At 68.0% G+C, this 22643-nt stretch carries 20 protein-coding genes and 2 riboswitches; of the genes, 11 read left to right on the top strand and 9 right to left on the bottom strand.

From position 1 onward, the window contains the following. Positions 1 to 5 precede the first annotated feature (5 nt). From A7W11_RS10500 to A7W11_RS10455, 10 genes are all read left to right on the top strand, one after another. Entirely contained in the window at positions 6 to 368 is a 363-nt protein-coding gene (locus A7W11_RS10500) for a dihydrolipoyllysine-residue succinyltransferase component of 2-oxoglutarate dehydrogenase complex (RefSeq protein ID WP_066411371.1), read from the top strand. 36 nt (positions 369 to 404) lie between these two features. Beyond that, positions 405 to 1172, top strand: coding sequence for a LamB/YcsF family protein (locus tag A7W11_RS10495; RefSeq protein ID WP_066411368.1), 768 nt, complete (start codon positions 405 to 407; stop codon positions 1170 to 1172). Positions 1173 to 1183: 11 nt separating this feature from the next. After that, positions 1184 to 2581 carry an acetyl-CoA carboxylase biotin carboxylase subunit gene (locus A7W11_RS10490; RefSeq protein WP_066411366.1) on the top strand — a complete coding sequence of 466 codons (1398 nt, stop codon included), beginning with the start codon at positions 1184 to 1186 and terminating at the stop codon, positions 2579 to 2581. Next, positions 2581 to 3507, top strand: coding sequence for an ABC transporter permease (locus A7W11_RS10485; protein ID WP_066411356.1), 927 nt, complete (start codon positions 2581 to 2583; stop codon positions 3505 to 3507). The genes A7W11_RS10490 and A7W11_RS10485 overlap by 1 nt, the downstream gene beginning before the upstream one ends. Beyond that, positions 3504 to 4310, top strand: a complete 807-nt coding sequence (locus A7W11_RS10480; RefSeq protein ID WP_066411353.1) for an ABC transporter permease — start codon at positions 3504 to 3506, stop codon at positions 4308 to 4310. The genes A7W11_RS10485 and A7W11_RS10480 overlap by 4 nt, the downstream gene beginning before the upstream one ends. Before the next feature lie 123 nt (positions 4311 to 4433). Continuing rightward, positions 4434 to 5516 carry an extracellular solute-binding protein gene (locus tag A7W11_RS10475; RefSeq protein ID WP_162270261.1) on the top strand — a complete coding sequence of 361 codons (1083 nt, stop codon included), beginning with the start codon at positions 4434 to 4436 and terminating at the stop codon, positions 5514 to 5516. Positions 5517 to 5518: 2 nt separating this feature from the next. After that, complete coding sequence (locus A7W11_RS10470) at positions 5519 to 6625, top strand: ABC transporter ATP-binding protein (protein ID WP_066411351.1); 1107 nt, start codon at positions 5519 to 5521, stop codon at positions 6623 to 6625. Between the two features lie 48 nt (positions 6626 to 6673). Next, entirely contained in the window at positions 6674 to 8047 is a 1374-nt protein-coding gene (locus A7W11_RS10465) for an MFS transporter (RefSeq protein ID WP_066411345.1), read from the top strand. Continuing rightward, positions 8047 to 9000: a 2-hydroxyacid dehydrogenase gene (locus A7W11_RS10460; protein WP_082887192.1), complete on the top strand. Its 954-nt coding sequence runs from the start codon at positions 8047 to 8049 to the stop codon at positions 8998 to 9000. The genes A7W11_RS10465 and A7W11_RS10460 overlap by 1 nt, the downstream gene beginning before the upstream one ends. Before the next feature lie 162 nt (positions 9001 to 9162). Then, positions 9163 to 10044: a LysR family transcriptional regulator gene (locus tag A7W11_RS10455; RefSeq protein WP_162270260.1), complete on the top strand. Its 882-nt coding sequence runs from the start codon at positions 9163 to 9165 to the stop codon at positions 10042 to 10044. Between the two features lie 112 nt (positions 10045 to 10156). Here the strand turns inward: A7W11_RS10455 and gcvP are convergent, their stop codons facing one another. The 6 genes from gcvP to A7W11_RS10425 form a co-directional block, all read right to left on the bottom strand. Beyond that, a complete protein-coding gene (gene gcvP / locus A7W11_RS10450; protein ID WP_066411334.1) occupies positions 10157 to 13033 on the bottom strand; it encodes an aminomethyl-transferring glycine dehydrogenase in 2877 nt (958 codons plus the stop codon). An 87-nt stretch (positions 13034 to 13120) separates the two neighbouring features. Continuing rightward, complete coding sequence (gcvH, locus tag A7W11_RS10445; protein ID WP_066411332.1) at positions 13121 to 13495, bottom strand: glycine cleavage system protein GcvH; 375 nt, start codon at positions 13493 to 13495, stop codon at positions 13121 to 13123. 81 nt (positions 13496 to 13576) lie between these two features. Next, positions 13577 to 14674, bottom strand: a complete 1098-nt coding sequence (gene gcvT, locus A7W11_RS10440; protein ID WP_066411324.1) for a glycine cleavage system aminomethyltransferase GcvT — start codon at positions 14672 to 14674, stop codon at positions 13577 to 13579. A gap of 85 nt (positions 14675 to 14759) precedes the next feature. After that, positions 14760 to 14876, bottom strand: a riboswitch (glycine riboswitch). 24 nt (positions 14877 to 14900) lie between these two features. After that, a riboswitch (glycine riboswitch) is annotated at positions 14901 to 14989 on the bottom strand. Between the two features lie 176 nt (positions 14990 to 15165). Beyond that, positions 15166 to 16059, bottom strand: a complete 894-nt coding sequence (locus A7W11_RS10435) for a ZIP family metal transporter (RefSeq protein ID WP_066411320.1) — start codon at positions 16057 to 16059, stop codon at positions 15166 to 15168. A 474-nt stretch (positions 16060 to 16533) separates the two neighbouring features. Then, a complete protein-coding gene (locus A7W11_RS10430) occupies positions 16534 to 17697 on the bottom strand; it encodes a mandelate racemase/muconate lactonizing enzyme family protein (protein ID WP_066411317.1) in 1164 nt (387 codons plus the stop codon). A 68-nt stretch (positions 17698 to 17765) separates the two neighbouring features. Next, positions 17766 to 18776, bottom strand: a complete 1011-nt coding sequence (locus A7W11_RS10425; protein ID WP_066411313.1) for a Bug family tripartite tricarboxylate transporter substrate binding protein — start codon at positions 18774 to 18776, stop codon at positions 17766 to 17768. Positions 18777 to 18918: 142 nt separating this feature from the next. Here A7W11_RS10425 and A7W11_RS10420 point away from each other — a divergent pair, with 142 nt between their 5' ends. Then, positions 18919 to 19866 carry a LysR family transcriptional regulator gene (locus A7W11_RS10420; protein WP_066411311.1) on the top strand — a complete coding sequence of 316 codons (948 nt, stop codon included), beginning with the start codon at positions 18919 to 18921 and terminating at the stop codon, positions 19864 to 19866. Positions 19867 to 19943: 77 nt separating this feature from the next. Here the strand turns inward: A7W11_RS10420 and A7W11_RS10415 are convergent, their stop codons facing one another. The 3 genes from A7W11_RS10415 to A7W11_RS10405 all read right to left on the bottom strand — a co-directional run bounded on the left by A7W11_RS10415 (position 19944) and on the right by A7W11_RS10405 (position 22490). Continuing rightward, positions 19944 to 20558, bottom strand: a complete 615-nt coding sequence (locus tag A7W11_RS10415; protein WP_066411309.1) for a superoxide dismutase — start codon at positions 20556 to 20558, stop codon at positions 19944 to 19946. Positions 20559 to 20649: 91 nt separating this feature from the next. Continuing rightward, on the bottom strand, positions 20650 to 21123 hold the full coding sequence (locus tag A7W11_RS10410) for a DUF2753 family protein (protein ID WP_066411306.1): 474 nt from the start codon (positions 21121 to 21123) through the stop codon (positions 20650 to 20652). A 167-nt stretch (positions 21124 to 21290) separates the two neighbouring features. Further along, positions 21291 to 22490, bottom strand: a complete 1200-nt coding sequence (locus A7W11_RS10405) for a BaiN/RdsA family NAD(P)/FAD-dependent oxidoreductase (protein ID WP_066411293.1) — start codon at positions 22488 to 22490, stop codon at positions 21291 to 21293. Positions 22491 to 22643: the final 153 nt, after the last annotated feature.

The following is a 22643-nucleotide window of genomic DNA, read 5'->3' as shown; positions in this document are numbered from 1 at the left end:
ACGCCATGGACATGACGACGCTGACGGCCTTCGGCCGGCTGATGGACGACCAGCAACTCTCGGAAGTCTTCCTGCGGGCCGACGGCTTGCGCTGGCACTTCAAGCGCGAAGCCGGCGCCTGCGAGGCTCCGGCCCCCGCAGCGGCCCCGCTTACGGTGACATCGCCCGCTGTCGGCTGCCTGCTGCTGCGTGACGCGCCCGATGCCGCCGCCCGCTACGAGAAGGACGAAGTGATCGCCTTCGTGGCCGTGGGCTTGATCCGCCAGCCCGTGACGGCGCCGGCGCCAGGCGCCATCGGCAGCCTGCTGGCCGAGCCCGGCGCGCTGGTCGACGTGGGCCGTCCCCTCTTCACTTTCATTCCCGCCTGAACACCTGGCACCTCAATCACTGAAAGGACGCAGACGATGAAGATCGACTTGAATTCCGACCTGGGCGAAGGCTTCGGCCGCTGGAAGGGCGGTGAAGACGCCGAGCTGATGAAGATCATTTCCTCGGCCAACGTGGCGTGTGGCTTCCATGCCGGCGACGCGGTCATCATGACCCGCACGGTAGAGCTGGCAAAGGCCAACAACGTGGCCATCGGCGCGCACGTCGGCCTGCCCGACCTGCTGGGCTTCGGCCGCGTGGCCATGGACATCAACCCGCGCGACATGCAGAAGCATGCGCTCTACCAACTGGGCGCACTGGCCGCCATCGCCAAGGTGGCGGGCTACAAGGTGACCCATGCCAACACGCATGGCGCGATGGGCGGCATGGCCAAGGAGAACCCCGAATACATCAACCTGATCCTGGACGTGTTCAACGCCTTCGACAAGGAGCTGATGTTCTCGGGCGCCGTGAATTCGCCCGGCCTGGACCACGCCAGGAAACTGGGCATGCGCACCGTGGGCAAGATCTTCGCCGACCGCAACTACGACGAGGACGGCACGCTGATCACCCGCAAGCACCCCAAGGCCCTGATCACCGACCTGGAGGAAGTGCAGGCGCGCGTGTCGCAGTTCATGCACGACAGCACCATCGCCACGCTGTCGGGCAAGCGCATCAAGGTCGACGCCAAGAGCATCCTGGTGCACAGCGACACGCCGGGGGCCGTGGCCATCGCCAAGATGGTGCGCGAGACCGTGGAGAAAGGCGGCGGCCAGATCGTGCCCTTCACCGAGCTGGCGGACTGAGGGCGCAGGCCATGACGTTCGGCACCGTACTCATCGCCAATCGCGGAGAAGTCGCGCTGCGGATCATCCGCGCGTGCCGCAGGCTGAACCTGAAGACCGTGGCGGTGTACGCCGAGGCCGATCGCGGCATGGCCTATCTGGACCTGGCCGACACGGCCGTCTGCATCGGACCGGGACCGGCCCGCCAAAGTTACCTGGATAGCGGCGCGCTGCTGCTGGCGGCGCGCGCAACGGGCGCGCAGGCCATCCATCCGGGCTATGGCTTCCTGTCCGAGAACGCGGACTTCGCGCAAGCCGTGGCCGACGCGGGGCTGACGTTCATCGGCCCCTCGCCCGCCTGCATCCGCATGATGGGCGACAAGATCCGCGCCAAGCAGGCCATGCGCGCGCACGGCGTGCCCTGCGTGCCCGGCAGCGACATGGCGCTGCCCGAGGACATGGCCGCCTGCCACGAACTGGGCCTGATCGTGGGCTACCCGCTGATCATCAAGGCCGCGGGCGGCGGCGGCGGACGCGGCATGCGCGTGGTGCGCTCGCATACGCAACTGGCCGACCTGCTGTCCGCCACGCGCGAGGAAGCGCGCGCGGCGTTCAACAATCCCGACGTGTACATGGAGCGCTTCCTGGAACACCCGCGCCACATCGAGATCCAGGTGCTGTGCGACGCGCACGGCCAGGCGGTGTGGCTGGGCGAGCGCGACTGCTCGGTGCAGCGCCGCCACCAGAAGCTGGTGGAAGAGGCGCCCGCCCCCGGCGTGCCGCGCGCGGCCATCCGGCAACTGGGAGAACTCTGCGTGCGCGCCTGCCTGGGCATGGACTACCGCGGCCTGGGCACCTTCGAATTCCTGTACGAGGACGGCACCTTCGCCTTCATCGAGATGAACACGCGCATGCAGGTAGAGCATCCCGTGACGGAAGCCATCACCGGCCGCGATCTGATCGCCGACCAGATCCGCGTGGCGCGCGGCGAGCCGCTGGGCTACACGCAGGCGGACGTGGCCTTCTCGGGCCATGCCATCGAGTGCCGCATCAATGCCGAACAGCCCTTCACGGGCCAGCCCTCGCCGGGCACCGTCAGCGCGCTGCACGTTCCCGGCGGCCCCGGCATCCGCTTCGACAGCCACCTGACCCGCGGCGCCCGCGTGTCGTCGTTCTACGACTCGCTGACCGGCAAGCTGATCGTCACCGGCCGAGACCGCGCGCAGGCCCTGGACCGCATGGCCGCCGCGCTGGCGGAACTGCGGGTGGACGGCGTGATGGTCAACACCGCCCTGCACCGCCGCATCGTGGCCGACGAGGCCTTTCGCGCGGGCGGCGTCAGCATTCATTACCTCGACTCGCTGCTGTGCGAACCGGCCACGGCCGATCCGGCATGCGAGCCCTCCACCGCGTTGCAAGAGGCCGGCTGATGACCGCGACGACCACGATCCCCTACCAGGCCGCCCGGCCCGCGCGATCCCGGCGCCCCTTCATCGGCGGCGCGCTGCTGCTGCCGGCGGTGGTGTTCCTGGCCGTGTTCCTGGTGCTGCCCTCGCTGGTGCTGCTGGCCTACAGCGTGATGACGCCGCAGCAGGGCGGCGGCATGGGCCTGCCGCTGCACCTGACGTCCTATGAGCGCCTGCTGTCCGATCCGACCTATCAGCAGGTGATCCTGCGCACGCTGCGCATCGCGCTGATCACCTCGGCGCTGACGATGGCGCTGGCCTACCCGCTGGCCATGGCCATCGCCTACGGCCATCCCACCTTCAGCCGCATCGTCATCCTGATGGTGGTGATGCCGCTGCTGGTCAGCGTGCTGGTGCGCACCTATGGCTGGCAGGTGCTGCTGGCCAACGGCAAGACGGGCGCGATCAACTGGTTTCTGTCCGACATGGGCGTGCAGGGCGTGATGATCAAGCTGCTGTACACCGAGTGGGCGGTGGTCATCGCGTCGGTGCACGTATTCCTGCCCTTGATGGTCCTGCCCATCGCCTCGTCGCTGTCGCGCATCGACCCCTCGCTGACGCACGCCGCGCGCATCCTGGGCGCATCGTCGTGGCGCGCCTTCCGGCTGGTGACGTTTCCGCTGAGCCTGCCCGGACTGGCCGCCGGCCTGGCCATCGTGTTCTCGCTGACCGCGTCGTCTTACATCACGCCCGCCATGATCGGCGGCCGCACCGGCGCCATGCTGGGCAACCTGCTGGAGCAACAGATGACCACCGTGTACGACTGGTCGATGGGCGGCGCCATCGCCGTGGTGATGGTGTCGATTTCGCTGGTGGTGAACGTGGCCATCAACCGCATGGTGGACCGCCGCGTGCGCAGCATGTCTTCCGCCGCGGGAGCCGCCAAATGAATACGGACCAGCTCACGGGTTCGGGCGGCAAGGTCGTCTACGCCCTCTGCACGCTGATCCTGGCCTTCATCGTGCTGCCGTTGGCCATCGTGGTGGCGCTGTCCATCTCGGAGGCCAGCTTCGCGGTGTTCCCCCCCAAGGGCTTCACGTTCGGCTGGTTCCAGTCGGTGCTGGGCAACGGCGAGTTCCGCCATGCCTTCATGACCAGCGTGGCGCTGGCGCTGGCCGCCACCGCCAGTGCGATCCTGATGGGCCTGCCGGCCGCCTACGCGCTGTCGCGCTGGAAGGTGCCCTTCGCATCGATGATCGAATCGCTGCTGCTGTCGCCCATGATGCTGCCGGTGCTGATCACGGGCGTGGCGCTGCTGCAGTTCTTCTCGACCATGCAGATGTACGACTCGGCGGTGAACCTGTTCATCGGCCACCTGATGATCACGCTGCCCTACATGGTGCGCACGGTCTCGGCCAGCCTGAAACAGGTCAACCGCTCGCTGGAAGACGCCGCGCTGACGCTGGGCGCCAGCCCCGCCCGGGTCTTCCTGTTCGTGACGCTGCCGCAGGTGGTGCCCGGCGTGGCGGCCGGCGCGCTGTTCGCCTTCATGATTTCGTTCGACGATTTTCCGATCTCGATGTGGCTGGCCGATTCGGCGACCGTGCCCCTGCCCATCTACCTGCATCACAGCATGAGCAAAGTGTTCGACCCGTCGATCTCCGCCATGTCCACGCTGATGATCGTGACCGGCGTGGTCGCGGTCCTGGCACTGGAGCGCATGGTCGGGCTGCGCAAGGCAATGGGCGTGTAGCCCGAGCGACGTATCCGTGGCACCGCGGCTGCGCCATCGGGGCGAACGCGCAGGTCCGCCAGCGCGCCGGAAGCCGCGCTGTCAGCCGTATCCAACCAACCAACGATGTACAGGGGAATCACCATGGCAGTCTCGAAAACGCAACCGTCCTCGCCGCGCCGCCGCAGCCTGCTGCTGGCGGGCGGCGCGCTGGCCGTGCCGGCCTTCGCCGTACGCAATGCCTGGGCGCAGAACAAGGTGCTGCGCGTCAGCACCTACACCGGCCCGCAGGCCGAATACGTGCGCAAGTTCATCATCCCGGCCTTCGAGAAGCAGTTCGGCTGCAAGGTGCTGCAGACCGAGAGCGCCACGCTGGCCAACATCGCCGTCATGCGTACGCAGCGTGCCAATCCGCAGTTCTCGGTGATGATGATGGATGACCTGGGCATCCCCATCGCAAAGGCCGAGAACCTGATCGAACAACTGCCGCAGGACAGGATCCCCAATCTGGCCAACGTGTTCCCGCGCTACGTGCTGAATGATCGCTACGGCACGGCCTTCTCGGTATCGGCCATCGCGCCCTGGTACAGCACCGCGGCCGGCGTGCCCGTGGAGAGCTTCGCGACGCTGTGGTCCGAGGACTTGCGCGGCCAGTTCATGATGACCACGCCCAAGTTGTCGATGAGCGTGACGCTGCTGGTGGCCGCCGCCGCGCTGGCCACGGGCAAGCCCATCGCCCAGGCCCAGTACGAGCTGGATGCCGGCTGGGCCAAGATGGCCGAGCTCAAGCCCAACGTGCAGACCATCTACGAGGCCTCGGGCAACGCGGTGCTGCAGGTGTCGCAGGGCCAGGCCATCGCGGCGGGGCCGGACTTCTCCAAGGCTATCTACCCTTACATCTTCAAGGGCGCGCCCGTGACGTTCAGCCAGCCCAAGGAAGGCGCATTCGCCGGCATCAACTGCGTCACGCTGGTGAAGAACGCGCCCGAGCCCGAACTGGGCGCCGCATTCATCGACATGTGCCTGGCCAATGAATTCCAGAAAGGCATGGCCGAGTTCATCTACGCCGCGCCGTCGGTGAAGGACATCGACCTGAAGGCCGACGTGGCCAAGATGGTGCCCTACCCCGCCGACCGCATCAACGCCCTGCATTCGCTGGATTGGGCATACATCAATCCGCTGCGCAGCGGCATCATCGACAAGTTCAACCAGGTTTTCGGAGCATGACAATGCAGAAAGCCGTCCCACAGGACCTGGCCCTGAACGGCCTGACCAAGCACTACGGCAAATCCGTGGCGGTCGACGAGGTGACCCTGCGCATCGGCGCGGGCGAGATGATCGCCTTCCTGGGCCCCAGCGGCTGCGGCAAGACGACCACGCTGCGCATGATCGCCGGACTGATCGAACCCACCAACGGCGAAGTGCTGATCGGCGGCAGCCGCCTGACGCATGTCCCGGTGCACAAGCGCAACATCGGCATGCTGTTCCAGAATTACGCGCTGTTCCCGCACATGACCATCGCGCAGAACGTGGGCTTCGGCCTGCGCATGCGCGGGCTGAAACAGGCCGACCTGCAATCCCGCGTGCGGCAGGCGCTGGCGCTGGTGCAGCTGGAGGGCTACGCCGAACGCTATCCCTCGGCCCTGTCGGGCGGCCAGCAGCAGCGCGTGGCGCTGGCGCGCGCCTTCGTCATCGAGCCGTCGCTGCTGCTGCTCGACGAGCCGCTGGGCGCGCTGGACAAGAACCTGCGCGAGGACATGCAGGTCGAGATCCGGCAATTGCAGAAGCGGCTGGGCACCACCGCCGTGCTGGTCACGCACGACCAGGAAGAGGCCATGACCATGGCCGACCGCATCGTCATCATGCGCGGCGGCAAGCTCGAGCAGGTGGGCACGCCCAGCGAGGTCTACAGCAAACCGGTCAGCCGCTTCGTGGCGGGCTTCGTGGGCGCCTCCAATCTGCTGGACGGCAAGCTGGTCGGCCAGGAGGGCGACGCGGCAGTGCTGGAACTGGATGGCGGTGTGCGCATCCGCGTGGACCACACGCCCGCCGTCAACCGGCAATGCGTGGTGTCGATCCGGCCCGAAATGGTCGACCTGGACGCCAGCGCCGCCGCTACGCCGCCCAATGGACTGCGCGCCAAGGTGGAACAGGTGGTCTACCGGGGACAGACCACCCACTTCCACCTGCGCCTGCCCAGCGGCAAGCCCTTCCTGGCCAGCCGGCCGAACCGGGCCCATGACGGGACGCAGACGGCCATTGTCGTGGGCGCCGAGGTCGTCGCCACCTGGGACCCGGGCTGCGCGCACGTCATCGACGAGCGTCAGGCGGCCTGACGGCGTATGATGCGAGCGCGTTATTAATTGATCTATCAAGAGATGTAGATGTCGATCGCCAACGGGGTGGATGGGATTCCACCAGCGCGGCGCGTGTGGGCCATTTTCACCATGGCCCTTGCCGTAACGATGACGGGCCTGGCCATGAACATGATCAGCGTGGCCCTGCCCAGCATCGCGCAAGAGCTGGACGCCAGTCCGGCGCAATCCATCTGGATCGTCAGCGCCTACCAGCTGGCCATGGCCGTGGGGCTGCTGCCGCTGGCCTCGCTGGGCGAGATCTACGGCTACCGCAGGGTCTACCTGTCCGGCCTGCTGGTGTTCACGCTGTCCTCGGCCGCGCTGGCGTTCTCGGACTCCATCCTGTCGGCCAGCCTGCTGCGGGCGGTCCAGGGCCTGGGCGCGGCCGGCGTGCTCAGCGTCAACATCGCCATCGTGCGCTTCGTGTATCCCATGAAGCAGTTGGGACGCGGCATCGGCATCAACGCGGTGGTCGCCGCGGTGTCCGCCACGGCGGGCCCTTCCGTCGCGCCGCTGATCCTGAAGCTGGCCGGCTGGCAGGGGCTGTTCTCGATCAACGTGCCCTTCGGCATCTTCGCCGTGCTGGTCGGCCTCTACGCCATTCCGCACACCCCTCGCCACACGCGCCGCTACGACTTCGGCGCCGCCTTGCGCAGCGCGCTGGTCATCGGGCTGCTGCTGTCCGCCGCCAACGGCTACGCCCACCAGCAGGCGGCCGTGGTGCTGCTGCCGCAGTTGATCGCGGGCGTCCTGATCGGTATCTGGCACGTGCGCAACGAGCGCCGCAAGGCCCATCCGCTGTGGCCGGTGGACCTGTTCCGCATTCCCGTCTTCCGGCTGTCGGTGCTGGTGTCGGTGCTGTCCTTCTGCGCGCAGATGCAGGCCTTCATCGTGCTGCCCTTCGCGCTGGCCCTGGTCGCCCACTACGACGTGGCGCTGATCGGCCTGGTGATGACGCCCTGGCCGGCACTGACCATCGTCGCCTCGATCTTCGCCGCGCGCCTGGCCGATGCCTATTCGCCCGCGGTGGTCGGTTTCATCGGCCTGCTGATGCTGGCCGCCGGCCTGGCCTCGCTGTGCCTGATCGACGCCCATAGCGACCCGTATTCCATCGCCCTGCGCATGGCGCTGTGCGGCGCGGGCTTCGGCCTGTTCCAGTCGCCCAACAACCGGGTGCTGATCTCGTCCGCTCCTCCTGGCCGCTCGGGCACGGCCAGCGGCACGCTGGGCACCGCGCGGCTGATCGGCCAGTCGCTGGGCTCGGTGGTGGCCATCCTGATGCTGGTGAATTTCAACGGCGCCTCCGGCGCCACGACGGCCCTGCTGATCGGCGCGACGATGGCGGTCGCCGCCGCCGCGATCAGCATCTCGCGCCGCCAGAGAACCCTGGTTTCCGCCTGATGCCTGTTGCCACTGACACCCATGACGCCATGAAAGAACCCATTCCGTTCAAGATCGAGTCTCCCCCCCATCGCGACGTGCTGCGCGAGGACTACGACGTGAAGGACCTGGACGCGCTGTCGCCCGAGGAATGCGCGCGGGCCCGCGTGGTGGTCACCTCCGGCTTCGTCGGCCTGTCGCGCGGCGAGATCGACCGCCTGCCCCGGCTGGGCATGATCTCGTGCATCGGCACCGGCTACGAGAACGTCGACCTGGACGCGGCGCGCGAGCGCGGCATCGTGGTCTCGCACGGCGCGGGCAGCAACGCCAGCGGCGTGGCCGACCACGCCATGGCGATGCTGCTGGCGATGATGCGCAACATCCCCGCCTTCGACGCCAGCGCCAAACAGGGCCTGTGGCGCGGCACGCTGGCCCCCCGGCCCATGCCCGGCGGCAAGACGCTGGGCATCATCGGCATGGGCCAGATCGGCGAGCGCATCGCCCGCCGCGCGGCCGCCTTCGACATGGAAGTGCTCTATCACAGCCGCACGCCCAAGCCCGAGCTGCAATGGGAATACGTGCCGTCCGTGATGGCGTTGGCCGAGCGCTGCGACATCCTGGTCATGGCCGCGCCGGGCGGCCGCGCCACCTTCCGCATGATCGGCGCCGACGTGCTCCGCGCGCTGGGACCGTCGGGCTTCCTGGTGAACATCGGCCGCGGTCCCAACGTGGACACCGACGCCCTGGTGGCGGCGTTGCGGTCGGGCGGGCTGGCCGGCGCCGCGCTGGACGTCTTCGAGACCGAACCCGAGATCCCCGCCAGCCTGCGCGAACTGGACAACGTGCTGCTGACGCCGCACGTGGCCGCCTTCGCGCCGGAGATGCAGACACTGGGCAGCCAGTTGCTGCGCAAGAACATCGACGCCTATTTCGGCTCGGGCCGGCCCGTCACGCCCATTCCCGAGATGGCCTGACCTGTCCCCCCCGCGCGACGGGCCCCGATAAGGGCCGAGGCCGGGCGCAGTGCGGGTTTCAGCGGATTCCGCATCGCAGCATGAGCCTCTATGCTCAAGCCGGGCGTGGGGGAATTTTCCCCGGCGCCGGCCTGCCACGGCCTGTTGCGCGGAGAGAAGGTCTTGACACTGAAACAGCTGGAGGCGTTCTACTGGTCCGCCATCCTGGGCAGTTTTTCACTGGCGGCACAGCATCTGCAGATGACGCAGTCATCGGTCTCCAAGCGGATCGAAGAGCTCGAGGCCTCGCTGGAGAATCTGCTGTTCGACCGCAGCGGCAAGCGCGCCCTGCTGACCCGGCGCGGCGAGCAACTGCTGCCGCTCATCACCGACATGCTGACCATGCGCGACCGCGTCAGCACCCTGCCCCGCCACGACGCGCCGCTGACCGGCGGCATGCGCATCGGGGTCAGCGAGATGATGTCCATCACCTGGCTGCCCGGCTTCGTCGCGCGCGTCGGCGCCGAGCATCCCGGCTTGAAGTTCTCGCCGCACGTCGCCGAGATGCATGAGTTGCAACGCCTGGTCGCCAAGGGCGAACTGGATTTCGCGCTGACGCCCGGCCCCATCTCCGATCCCGACCTGCATGCCAACGTGGCGGTGCAGCTGGACTTCATCTGGGTGGGATCGCCCACCCTGCTGAACGGCACGCGCTACATCACCCGCGACGAACTGGCCAGGTACATCGTCATCGTCAAGGCGGAGAACAGCCGCATCTCGGGCCTGATGGCCAACGTGGCGGGCGAGGTCGGACATCCGTCGCAGCGCACGCTGATAGGCGGCAGCCTGACCGCCATGGTCGGCCTGATGCTGGCCGGCGTGGGCCTGGCCTGCATGTCCAAGGCCTACGTGAAGGTGTGGTGCGACCAGGGCTTGCTGACCCCGGTGGAATGCGAGCTGCCCGCGCCGCGGCTGGCCTACTACTTCATCCGCCACAAGGACGATCGGCGCCATTCGCTGCGCCGCCTCTGGAGCTACATCGAGCAGGGCAAGGACCTGGACTGACCGCGCAGGCGCGAGGCCGGCCCGGCGGCGGCCGGATGCGCAAAACCAAACCCCCGGGTTCCAGGCTGGCGCCCTTCCCTCGGGGGTCGGTCCGGTCAGCGACCGGAACGTCTCAGTTCGCGTAGGCCTCGACCGGCAGGCACGAGCACATCAGGTTGCGGTCGCCGTAGGCATTGTCCACGCGCGCCACGGGCGGCCAGTACTTGGCGTCGCGCAGCGACGCCACGGGATAGGCCGCCTGCTGGCGCGGGTAGCCGTGGTGCCACTCCTCGGCCAGCAGCATCTGCGCGGTGTGCGGCGCGTTCTTCAGCACGTTGTCTTCACGGTCGCGCTCGCCGCGTTCGACCTGGGCGATTTCCTCGCGGATGGCGATCATCGCGTCGACGAAGCGGTCCAGTTCGGCGATGCCTTCGGATTCCGTCGGCTCGACCATCAGCGTGCCCGCCACCGGGAAGCTCATGGTGGGCGCATGGAAGCCGTAGTCCATCAGGCGCTTGGCGATGTCCTCGGCCGAGATGCCGCTGGTGTCCTTCAGCGGACGCACGTCCAGGATGCATTCGTGCGCCACGCGGCCGTTGCGGCCCGCGTACAGCACGGGGTAGTGACCGCGCAGGCGCGTGGCCACATAGTTGGCATTCAGGATGGCCACTTCGGTGGCGCGCTTCAGGCCGTCGGCGCCCATCAGCGCGATGTACACGTACGGGATCGGCAGGATGCCGGCCGAGCCGAACGGCGCGGCCGACACGGGGCCGACGTGCGCTTCGGCGGGCAGGCGGCCCTGCTCGTTCAGCACACCCGGCAGGTACGGCGCCAGGTGCGCGCGCACCGCGACCGGGCCCACGCCCGGGCCGCCGCCGCCGTGCGGAATGCAGAAAGTCTTGTGCAGGTTCAGGTGCGACACGTCCGAGCCGAACTTGCCCGGCTTGGCCACGCCCACCATGGCGTTCATGTTGGCGCCGTCCAGGTACACCTGGCCGCCGGCCGCGTGCACGATGTCGCAGATCTCGGTGACGGCTTCCTCGAACACGCCGTGCGTGGACGGGTAGGTAATCATCAATGCCGCCAGCGTGTCGCCCACCTGCGCCACCTTGGCGCGCAGGTCGTCGATGTCGACGTTGCCGTTGTCGTCAGAGGCCACCACCACCACTTCCATGCCGGCCAACTGGGCCGACGCGGGGTTGGTGCCGTGGGCCGACGAGGGGATCAGGCACACGTTGCGCTGGCCCTGGCCGTTGGCCTGGTGATAGCCGCGGATGGCCAGCAGGCCGGCGTACTCGCCCTGCGCACCCGAGTTGGGCTGCAGGCTGATGTTGTCGTAGCCCGTGATCTCGCACAGCGCGGCGGACAGGCGCACGATCAGGTCGTGGTAGCCCTCGGCCTGCGACGACGGCGCATAGGGGTGCAACTGCGCGAATTCGGGCCAGGTGATGGGGATCATCTCGGCCGTGGCGTTCAGCTTCATGGTGCACGACCCCAGCGGGATCATCGTGCGGTCCAGCGCCAGGTCCTTGTCGGCCAGCTTGCGCAGGTAGCGCAGCATGTCGGTTTCGGAGCGCACGCTGCTGAAGATCGGGTGCGACAGGATCGGCCCCTGGCGGCGCAGCGCGGCGGGAATGCCGTCGGAGGCCTGGGCGTCCAGCGCCTCGATGTCCAGCGCCACGTCGTCATGCTCCAGGCCGGCGGCGAACACGTTGACCAGCGCCTGCAGGTCGGCGGCGCTGACGGTCTCGTCCAGCGACACGGCCAGGCGCGCGCCATCGACGCGGCGCAGGTTGATGTGCTCGCACGTAGCGGCGGTGAGAATGGCCGGCGTGGCGGGGCCGGTCTCCAGCAGCAGCGTGTCGAAGAAGGTGTCGTTGGCGACCTTGATGCCCAGCTTGACCAGCTCGGCGCGCAGGATGGCGGTGTAGCGCTGCACGCGGTGGGCGATGCGGGCGATGCCGGCCGGGCCGTGCCACACGGCGTACATGCCGGCCATCACGGCCAGCAGCACCTGCGCGGTGCAGATGTTGGACGTGGCCTTCTCGCGGCGGATGTGCTGTTCGCGCGTCTGCAGCGCCAGGCGCAGCGCGGGGTTGCCCTGCGCGTCCTTCGACACGCCGACCAGGCGGCCGGCCATGTTGCGCTTGAAGGCGTCCTTGCAGGCCATGAAGCCGGCGTGCGGGCCGCCGAAGCCGAACGGCACGCCGAAGCGCTGCGCCGAACCCACGGCGATGTCGGCGCCCCACTGGCCCGGCGCCGCCAGCAGCGCCAGCGCCAGCAGGTCGGTGGCGCACGCCACCACGCCGCCCTGCGCGTGCACCTGTTCGGCCAGCGCGCGGTAGTCGGTGACCGAACCCAGGCTGTTGGGGTATTGCAGCAGCACGCCGTAGCACTCGGGCAGGCCCTGTGCTTCGTCGCCCACCACCACCTCGATGTCCAGGCCGATGGCGCGCGTGCGCACCACCTCGATGGTCTGCGGATGGCAGTGCTGCGACACGAAGAACACGTTGCTCCTGGACTTGGCGCCGCGGCGCGCCAGCGTCATCGCTTCGGCGGCGGCGGTGCCTTCGTCCAGCAGCGAGGCGTTGGAGATGTCCAGGCCGGTCAGGTCGGCGACCATGGTCTGGTAGTTCAGCAGGGCTTCGAGGCGGCCCTGCGAGATTTCCGGCTGGTACGGCGTGTAGGCCGTGTACCAGGCGGGGTTCTCGAGAATGTTGCGCAGCACGACGTTGGGCGTGTGCGTGCCGTAGTAGCCCTGGCCGATGTAGTTGCGGTAGACCTTGTTGCGGCCGGCGATCTGCTTGAGCTCGGCCAGCACGTCGGTCTCGTCGCGCGAGGCCGGCAGGTCCAGCGGCTGCTTGCTGAGGATGCGGGGCGGCACCACCTCGGCGATCAGGTCGTCCAGGCTGTTGCTGCCGACCACGGCGAGCATCTTGGCCTGGTCGTCATCGGACGGGCCGATGTGGCGGGGAATGAAATCGGTATGGGTATCCAGGGCGCGCGACATGAAGCAATCTCGAAGAACGGTGGCGCGCCGCGGCTGCGGCGCGCCGGGTGGGCCGCGCGGCGCTCATGCGCCCACGCGGCCGCGGGGTCAGCCTTGGGCGGCTTCGTAGCCGGCGGCGTCCAGCAGGCCGTCGACGTCGGCGGCGTTGGCCGGCTTGATCTTGAAGATCCAGGTGTCGAAGGGCGCTTCGTTGATCAGCGCGGGATTCGCATCCAGTGCTTCGTTGAAGGCGACGATCTCGCCGTTGACCGGCGCGTAGATGTCGGAGGCGGCCTTGACCGACTCGACCACGCCGGCGGTGTCACCGGCCTTCAGCGTGGCGCCGACGTTCACGTCGCCCACGAAGACCAGGTCGCCCAGTTGGTCCTGGGCGTTGTCGGTGATGCCGACGGCGAACACGTCGCCTTCGGCTTTGACCCATTCGTGGGACGCGGTGTACTTGCGATCGGTGGGCAGACTCATGGAGAACTCCTGGCAGGGGTGCTGCGGTATACGGGAAAAGGTTGCGCGCCTTCCGGCCGCAGAGGGCCGGAAGCTACGAGTTTACGAGTGTTCGACGGGCTTGCCGTGACGCACGAAAGGCAGTTTGCAGACCTGCGCCGGCACCCACTTGCCGCGGATCTCGACCTCGGCGCTGTCGCCCGGCTGCACGCCGGCCGGCAGGCGGGCAAAACCCACGGACACGCCCAGCGTGGGCGACATGGTGCCGCTGGTGACCTCGCCCGCGCCCAGCGCGGTGCGCACGGCCATGTGGGCGCGCATCACGCCGCGCTCCTGCAGCTTCAGGCCCAGGAAGGCGGCGGGCGTGGCGAACTGCTCGATGGCGTCGCGGCCGATGAAGCGGCGGTCGGTGTCCTTCAGCGACACGGTCCAGGTCAGGCCGGCCTGGTTGGGATGAATCAGTTCGTCCATGTCCTGGCCGTACAGGTTCATGCCGGCTTCCAGGCGCAACGTGTCGCGCGCGCCCAGGCCGCAGGGCTGCACGCCCTGCGCGGTCAGGTCGCGCCAAAGGGTGGCCGCTTCCGCGGCCGGCAGCACGATCTCGAAACCGTCTTCGCCGGTGTAGCCGGTGCGGGCCACCAGCGTGTCGCCCAGCAGGGCCGCCGAGAACACGCCCAGCGGCTCGGACGCGGCCTGCCAGGCCGGACGCGCGGCCCAGACCTTGGCGCGGGCCTCGGGGCCCTGCACGGCCACCATGGCCAAGTCACGGCGCGGCGCGATGGTCACATCGAAGTTGCCCGACGCGGCCACCCGGCGCATCCAGGCGATGTCCTTGTCGGCGGTGCCGGCGTTGACCACCACGCGCCACTTGTCTTCGGAGAAGAAATAGACGATCAGGTCATCGATGACGCCGCCCTGCGGGTTCAGCATGCAGCTGTACAGCGCCTTGCCCGGCACGGTCAGCCTGGCCACGTCGTTGGCGATCAGGCGCTGCAGGAAAGCCTTGGCACCGGCGCCGGCGATGTCCACGTTCAGCATGTGCGACACGTCGAACATGCCGGCGGCGCGGCGCACGGCGTGATGTTCTTCGATCTGGGAACCGTAGGACAGCGGCATTTCCCAGCCGCCGAAATCGACCATGCGGGCGTTGGCGGCCAGGTGTTCGTCGAACAGCGGAGTGCGTTGCAGAGGTGCGGACATTCGGAAAGGCTCCGGCGGCGGTGTTGCCGCGAGGGGTTGCGCGATGCCGATGCGGAAGCGGAAAGCCCCGGCGATCGGCCGAATCTTCCGCCCCTCTGTCCTTTTGCCTGAGAGTTGCCCCGCAACGTAGCGGGTTTGCACCTTCGGCGCCTGGGTAATCCACGCCATGCGGCGGACACCAGGTCTCTCCAGAGTGCTGTTTCATCCGGCGCGATGCGCGGCGGACGATGCGGTTGCGGTATGGGTTACCTGAGCGATTCCGGGCGAATTGCGCCTTCGGCGGCCGAATGAACGGCTCTCTCCCGCGACCAGCGTGACAGCGCGGCAAGCATACTCCGAAAGCGGGGCGGGGAAAAGCGGGGACGGTCTCGTGCCCCCGCCCTGCGCCCTGGCGTCAGGCCGGGGCGGCCGGCGCCGTCCCGTCGCTGGCGGGCGCTGCACATGGGACGTTCGCGTACAGCGCAGCGGGGCGTCAAGTTTTGGCGACGCCGCTACCCCAGCACCGTGTCCAGCATCATCATCAGCACGAATCCCACCATCAATCCCACCGTCGCCGGCACCTCGTGCCCCTTGCGGTGCGACTCGGGGATGATTTCGTGGCTGATCACGAACAGCATGGCCCCCGCCGCGAAGCCCAATCCCCACGGCAGCATGGCGGCGGACCAGCCGACCACCGCCGCGCCCAATACCGCTCCCAGCGGCTCGACCAGGCCCGACAGCATGCCGATGGCCACCGCCATGGCACGGCCATAACCTGCCGCCACCAGCGCCACGGCGACCACCAGCCCCTCGGGGACATCCTGGATGGCGATACCGGTGGCCAGCGCCGTGCCGCGCACGGCATCGTTGCCCACGAAGCCCACGCCGATGGCCAGGCCTTCGGGCAGGTTGTGCAGGACGATGGCGAAAACGAACAGCCACGTGCGCCGCAGCTTCTGCGCGTCGGCGCCCTCCTTGCCCTTGATGAAATGCTCGTGCGGCAGCAGGCGGTCCATCAGCAGCAGTGCCGCGCCGCCCAGCAGGATGGCCGCGCCGACGATGCCGGAGGCCGTCCAGGCGCCATGGCCGAGCGCCTCGCCCGCCGCCACGCCGGGCACCACCAGCGAGAACGCGCAGGCCGCCAGCATCACGCCCGCGCCGAAGCCGAACATGATGTCCTGCACTTTCTCCGACAGCGTCTGCGAGAACAGCACGGGCAAGGTGCCCAGCGCCGTGGCCACCGCGGCCACCATGCCGCCCGCCAGCGCGTCGGACACGGCTGGCGTGCGCACGGACAGGTAGGCCCACAACTGATACATCGCCAGGCACGAGACCAATACCGCCATGGTCCAGAGGCTGACGCTGGTGGCGGCGGGACGTACGCGATGGCGACTGTGGGTGTTCACGGAAAGTTTCCTGCGTGCTGCCTGGTTGTCGGGATGGGCGAGCGCCGTCTGCGATATCCACGTTCCCGCCGATGACGGCCTGACGGACGAGACGGGCTGATGCAACCACTGTGTTGTTAATGATATGTATTTTCATTCAATGACACAACACCATTGCTGTCACAAGACACACGCGCCCCAAAAAAACGGGGCGCTCCGAAGAGCGCCCCGCATGGATCATGCCTGACTGCCGATCACGGCTTCGGCAGCGCGTACGCCACCACGTAATCGCCCCGGTCGGGCGAATTGCGCGCCCAGCACGAATAGCCATACCCTCGCCTGTATGGACAGGTCTTTACCTTGTTGACTCACAAAGGATCCCAATCGATGAGGCCGCTCGGAAAACGACTCGGCCCGACAAGCGGGCGCGGGTATACCGGCCAAATCAAGGGTTTCCCCTGATTACCCACAAACTGGCGAGGGTCGTCCTGCTGTTTATTGGTCGACCACGAATCCATCGAAATGGGGCCGCATCGAAATGGGCTTGGACAGCGGCGGACGAATCCTCTGCGCCTCCGGCAGCAGCGCCATGCCCAGCCCGGCGCGGCTCGGGATGTCCACGAAGCCCTGATGCGGACGCGGCACCTCGTCCACCACGTCGCTGCCCAGGTGGATCGGGCTGGACTCGAAAATGCCGGCCTCGAAGCCCGTGGCGTATTCCTGGATGGCGAAGTTGGGCACCGCCGCGGCCAGTTGCAGGCAGGCGGCCAGCCCGATCGGCGACAGCGGATTGTGTGGCACGATCTGCACGTGATGCGCCTCGGCCATCGCCGCCACCTTGCGCGCCCCCGTGATGCCGCCGCACAGGCACAGGTCCACCCGCGCGAACTCCACGGCATTGCGCGCCAGCAGCGCCTGGAATTCGTAGATGGTGGCGAAGCGCTCGCCGGTGGCGATGGGCACGTTGATCTTCTCGGCCACGCGCGCCATGGCATCCGGCCCCTCGGGACGGATCGGATCCTCGACGAACATCGGATGCGTGTCCTCGATGGCGTTGGTGAACGTGATGGCCTCGGGCGGCGTCAGGCGCCGATGCAGCTCGATCAACAGGTCCACCCTGTCGCCCACCACCTCGCGCATGCGATGCACGTTGTCGATGGCGTCGCGCATCTTCTTGATGTGGGTCTTGAACCAGACCTGGTCGTTACCCTCGTCCAGGAAGGGGTTCAGATGGCCGAAGGCGTTGAAACCCGCCTCCATCTTGGCCTGGCATTCGACCAGGATCTTCTCGATGGAGCTTTCGTAGACGTGGCCGTAGATGCGCGCCTTTTTGCGCACCGCGCCGCCCAGCAGTTCGTAGATCGGCACGCCCAGCGCCTGGCCCTTGATATCCCACAGCGCGATGTCGATGGCCGAGATGGCGGCATTGATCGCCAGGCCCTGGAAATAACTGAAGCGGTGCATCACGTTCCAGTGATGCTCGATGTCGAAGGCAGGCTTGCCCTCCAGGTATTCGGCGAACCGTTCGATGGCGGCGCCGGCGGCCTGCAGGTGGCCCCAGGTGCCGGCCTCGCCGACGCCCACCAGGCCCGAGTCGGTCTCGACCCGGGCATACATGAACTGGCCCACGTGCAGCGGGACGATACGCTTGATCTTCATTGCTTTCCTCTGTTGCAGCCATGGATATGGCGTTTGCCCAAGCGCGTCGATGAACGCGCCGCCCTGCTCTATTTCTTCGCGCCCTGCCCGCCGGCATTGGCCTGCAGCATCGCGCTCCAGCGTTGGGTTTCGCTGGCGACACGGTCACGCGCGGCACCCGACGAGCCGCCCAGCGGCACCGCGCCGGCAGTCTCCAGGTTGGCCAGGAAATCCTTGTCGCGCAGCGCCTGGTTCACGCCCTGCGCAATGGCCTCGAGCACGGGCGGCGGCGTGTCCTGCGGCGCGGCCAGGCCGAACCAGTTGCTGATCTCGAAGCCCGCCAGACCCGCCTCCTTGGACGTGGGCACATTGGGCAGGGCCTTGATGCGTTCGCCGCGCGCCACGGCCAGCGCGCGCAGGCGGCCCTCGCTGACGAAGGGCGCCACCGTCGGCGCCGCCGTGATCAGCATCTGGATCTGACCGCCCAGCAGATCCTGCAAGGCCGGCCCCGACCCGCGGTACGGCACGTGCAGGATGTCCGCCCCCGTCAGTTGCTTGAACAGCTCGCCCGCCAGGTGCGGCCCGCTGCCCACCCCACCCGAGCCATAGGTGATCTTGCCGGGGTTGGCGCGCGCGTATTCCACGAACTCGGCCAGGGTGCGTGCCGGCACGTTGCTGTTGATCACCAGCACGAACGGCGTCTCGGCCACCAGCACGGCCGGCTGCAGCGACTTGACGGGGTCGAAGCTCAGGTTGGGCACCAGCTCGGACACCACCGTGGAGGTGATCTCGTTCATGAACAGCGTATGCCCGTCGGGTCGCGCGCGCACCACCGACGACATGGCGATGGTGCCGCTGGCGCCGGGCCGGTTCTCGACGATGAACGTGCCCTTCATCGACGTGGTCAGTTTGGTGCTCAACAACCGCGCCACCGCATCGGTGGCGCCGCCGGGCGAGTACGGCACGACGATGGATACGGGCCGGTCTCCCGGGAAGGCGGATTGCGCCGTGGCGGCGGCCAGCGGCAATAGCGCCGCGGCACCCAGGGTGATGCAGCCCAGCAGGCCGCGGCAATGCCGCGGCAGGCGATGCAATGACATGATGTCTCCTCGTTGTTTTAGGTGTGCGGCCGGACGTCGATGCGCCGGTTGCCGTGCATTCCACAATGGGAATGAGGCACTCTAAGCCCGCTAGAATGGCAACGAACGAGCCCGAAGTTATTCCATCATTTCGATCTGGTTAATGATGAGCCCCCCGCTGGCCCCTTCCGAAATGGCGTTCTTCAGCCTGCTGGCGCGTTGCAGCAGCCTGGCCGCCGCCGCGCGCGAGATGGGCGTCAGCCCGCCCGCCGTCACCAAGCGGCTGGCGCAGATGGAGGCGCGGCTGGGCGTGCAACTGCTCACGCGCACCACGCGCCGCATGCACCTGACCGAAGAAGGCGAGATCTACCTGATGCACGCGCGGCGCATCCTGGCCGACATCGAGGACATGGAGCGCCACGTCTCGCGCGCACGCCAGCAGCCCACGGGGCTGTTGCGCGTGAACGCCACGCTGGGCTTCGGACGCAACCACGTCGCACCCCTGCTGTCACGCTTTCGCCAGCGCTATCCGGACGTGGATGTGCAATTGCAATTGACGGTGGCCCCGCCCCCGTTGACCGAAGACGCATTCGACATCTGCGTGCGCTTCGGTGAGCCGCCCGAGGCCCGCGTCATTGCGCGGCCCATCGCGGCCAACCGCCGGCTGCTTTGCGCCGCGCCGGCCTATCTGGCAAAACATGGCGAGCCCGTGCTGCCTGAAGACCTCGCCCGGCACGCCTGCATCGACATCCGCCACGGCAGCGAAACGCACGGAGTATGGCGTCTGCGGTCAGGCAAGCGCGAGCACGCCATCAAGGTCGGCGTGCACATGAGCACCAACGATGGAGAGATCGCGGTGAACTGGGCGCTGGACGGCCACGGCATCCTGCTGCGCGCCGAATGGGACATCGCCGCCCATCTGGCCGCGGGACGGCTGCGCCAGGTGCTGGGGCGCTACCAGACGCCCGCGGCGGACATCTATGCGGTGTACTCGCCGCAGCACCAGTACGCGGGACGCGTCATCGCATTCGTCGACTTCCTGCGCGAGGCCTTCACGGATGAGCGCGCGGGGCTGGACGGACGCCAGCCCGGGTCGTCCGCCCGCGAATAGCGGCCGGACGCCCTTTCCCGCTTTCAAAAGCAAGGCGGCCGCGCACGCCGGCGCGACCGCCCCGTCTTGTCGCTGCATCAGGCCAGCGCGGCCTCGTAGCGGCGCGCCACTTCGCGCCAGTCCACCACGTTGTAGAACGCCCCGATGTATTCCGGACGGCGGTTCTGGTACTTCAGGTAGTAGGCGTGTTCCCACACGTCCAGACCCAGGATGGGCGTGTTGCCGTGCATCAGCGGGCTGTCCTGGTTGGCGGAGCTTTCCACCACCAGCTTGCCTTGCGGGGTCACGCTCAGCCAGGCCCAGCCGCTGCCGAAACGCGACAGGGCGGCCTTGGTGAACGCGTCGCGAAAGGATTCCAGTCCGCCCAGTTCGGCGTCGATGGCCGCGGCGAGCTTGCCGCCGGGCGCGCCGCCGCCCTCGGGCGACATCACCGTCCAGAACAGGCTGTGGTTGGCGTGGCCGCCGCCGTTGTTGCGCACGGCGCCGCGCAAGGCTTCCGGCAGCGTCTCGATATCGGCCACCAGGTCATCCACCGGACGGTCGGTCGGCAGGCCGGCGCCTTCCAGCGCGGCGTTCAGGTTGTTGATGTAGGTCTGGTGATGGCGGGTGTAGTGGATCTCCATCGTCTGCGTGTCGATATGCGGTTCGAGCGCATCGTAGGCGTAAGGCAGGGGCGGCAAGGTATAGGCCATGCGGAAACTCCGGTTGGGGCCCTCCGGTGGAGAGCTTCGGTCTTGAAAGAGATCTGGCCGAACGGGCGGCGGGCAGCAGGCGCCTCGCGGCTCAGTTCGGCAGTGTCTGGAACGGCCCATCCCCCGACGACAGCCGGGCGGCGCGTTGCGCAGCGGCGTGCTCGGGATGGCGCTGCAGAAAACGCAACAGGGCGGCATAGGTGACGCGGGTATGCCGCCACGCCGTGACGCGGATGGACTCTTCGCCGCTGTCATCGGCGGCGCGAGCGCACAGGGCTTCATGGGCGCGGCACAGATGACGCGCGGCATCGTCGGACTGGCCCTGCCGCTCATGCAGTTCGGCCAGGTTGTGATGCGAGACAACCAGCGCCGGCGCGGCGTCCGGCGCCTCGGGCGCAAAGCGTTGCGCCAGGTCCAGCGCTTCCTGGTAATGACTCAGGGCGGTGGAGAAGTCGCCTTGCTCGAACGCCTGGTTGCCCTCACGCGTGACGGACTGCCAGCGCGACAGACCGGTATGGGAATGCGCGCCGCGCGCGGGCGCGTATTGCTGTGCCAAGCGGACCATGCGGACTCCTTCCGGCAGGGCCGGCTGGGAAAGCTGTAACAACGAACGTTAATGATAGTAATTTACGTTCAAAGCAACAACCGCGTGGATGGCAGGGGCAAAGGGTCCGGCGCCGTGACACGGCATCCCGCCCCCTTGTTGACGCGCCATCGTGCGATGGCGCGCTGCTACAGCGCCCGCCCGCAGGCCACTGCCGACGCCCAGGCCCACTGGAAGTTGTAGCCACCCAGCCAGCCCGTCACGTCGACCGTCTCGCCGATGAAGTACAGGCCCGGCACCGTGCGCGCCTGCATGGATTTCTGGTCCAGCCCGCGCGTATCCACGCCGCCGCGCATCACCTCGGCCTTCTTGTAGCCGGCGGTGCCGGTGGGCACCAGTTGCCACTGATTGATGCGAGCGCCCAGCTCGCGCAACGCGCGGTCGGGCAGATCGGCCACGCGGCTGGCCGACAGGTCCTGCGCACCAGGGCCGGCGGCCTGCAGCCAGCGGTCGGCCAGGCGCTTGGGCCACATGCCGCCCAGCACGGTATGCAATTGCTGGCGGTTGCCGGCCTTCACGGCCAGCAGTTCCTCGGCCATGTCGCGGCCGGGCGCCAGATCCAGCGAGATGGCCTCGCCGGGCTTCCAGTAACTGGAAATCTGCAGGATGGCGGGACCCGACAGCCCCCGGTGCGTGAACAGCAGGTCTTCCAGGAACTCGCCGCGCGCCTTGCCCTGCCCGGTTTCCAGGCCGACTTCGAGCGCCACGCCGGACAGTTCGGCGAACGGCTTCCACTGCTCGGCATCGAAGGTCAGCGGCACCAGCGCCGGACGCGGATCGACCACCTTCAGCCCGAACTGGCGGGCGATCTTCAGGCCGAAATCGGTGGCGCCCAATTGCGGAATGGCCATGCCGCCGGTGGCCACCACCAGCTTGGCCGCGCGCACCTCGCCCTGGCTGGTGCGCAGCACGTAGGCCTCGTTCTCGCGGCCGATCTCCTGCACGCTGCATGGCATGCGCCAGGACACGCCGCCCTGCTGGCATTCGGCGCGCAGCATGTCGATGATGGATTCGCTGGAGTCATCGCAGAACAACTGGCCGCGATGCTTCTCGTGCCAGGCAATGCGGTGCGCGCGCACCAGGTCCAGGAACTCGCGCGGCGTGTAGCCGGCCAGCGCGGAACGGCAGAAGTGCGGGTTCTCGGACAGGAAATTGGCGGGACCCGCGCCGATGTTGGTGAAGTTGCAGCGGCCGCCGCCCGAGATGCGGATCTTCTCCGCCAGTTTCCCGGCATGGTCGATCAGCACCACGCGCAGGCCGCGCTGGCCCGCGACGGCGGCGCACATCATGCCAGCGGCGCCGGCTCCAAGGATTGCTACGTCGTACATGAATAGGTCTCGGGCCGGTTCACACGGAAGCGGCTTCGCACTGCGGGTATGGGCCGGCAGTGTAGTGTAAACAGCCCGGGAGGACCGGCAGGCGGGATTGCCCGGCCCGGCGGCGCGCGCCTGGCCAGGCGCAGGACAATGCCTGCGCCAGCC

Origin of the sequence: Bordetella ansorpii (genome assembly GCF_900078315.1) — a bacterium.
Lineage (GTDB): Bacteria > Pseudomonadota > Gammaproteobacteria > Burkholderiales > Burkholderiaceae_B > Bordetella > Bordetella ansorpii.
The sequence above is the reverse complement of the archived record's forward strand: the minus strand, read 5'-3'. Positions and strand labels throughout refer to the sequence as shown.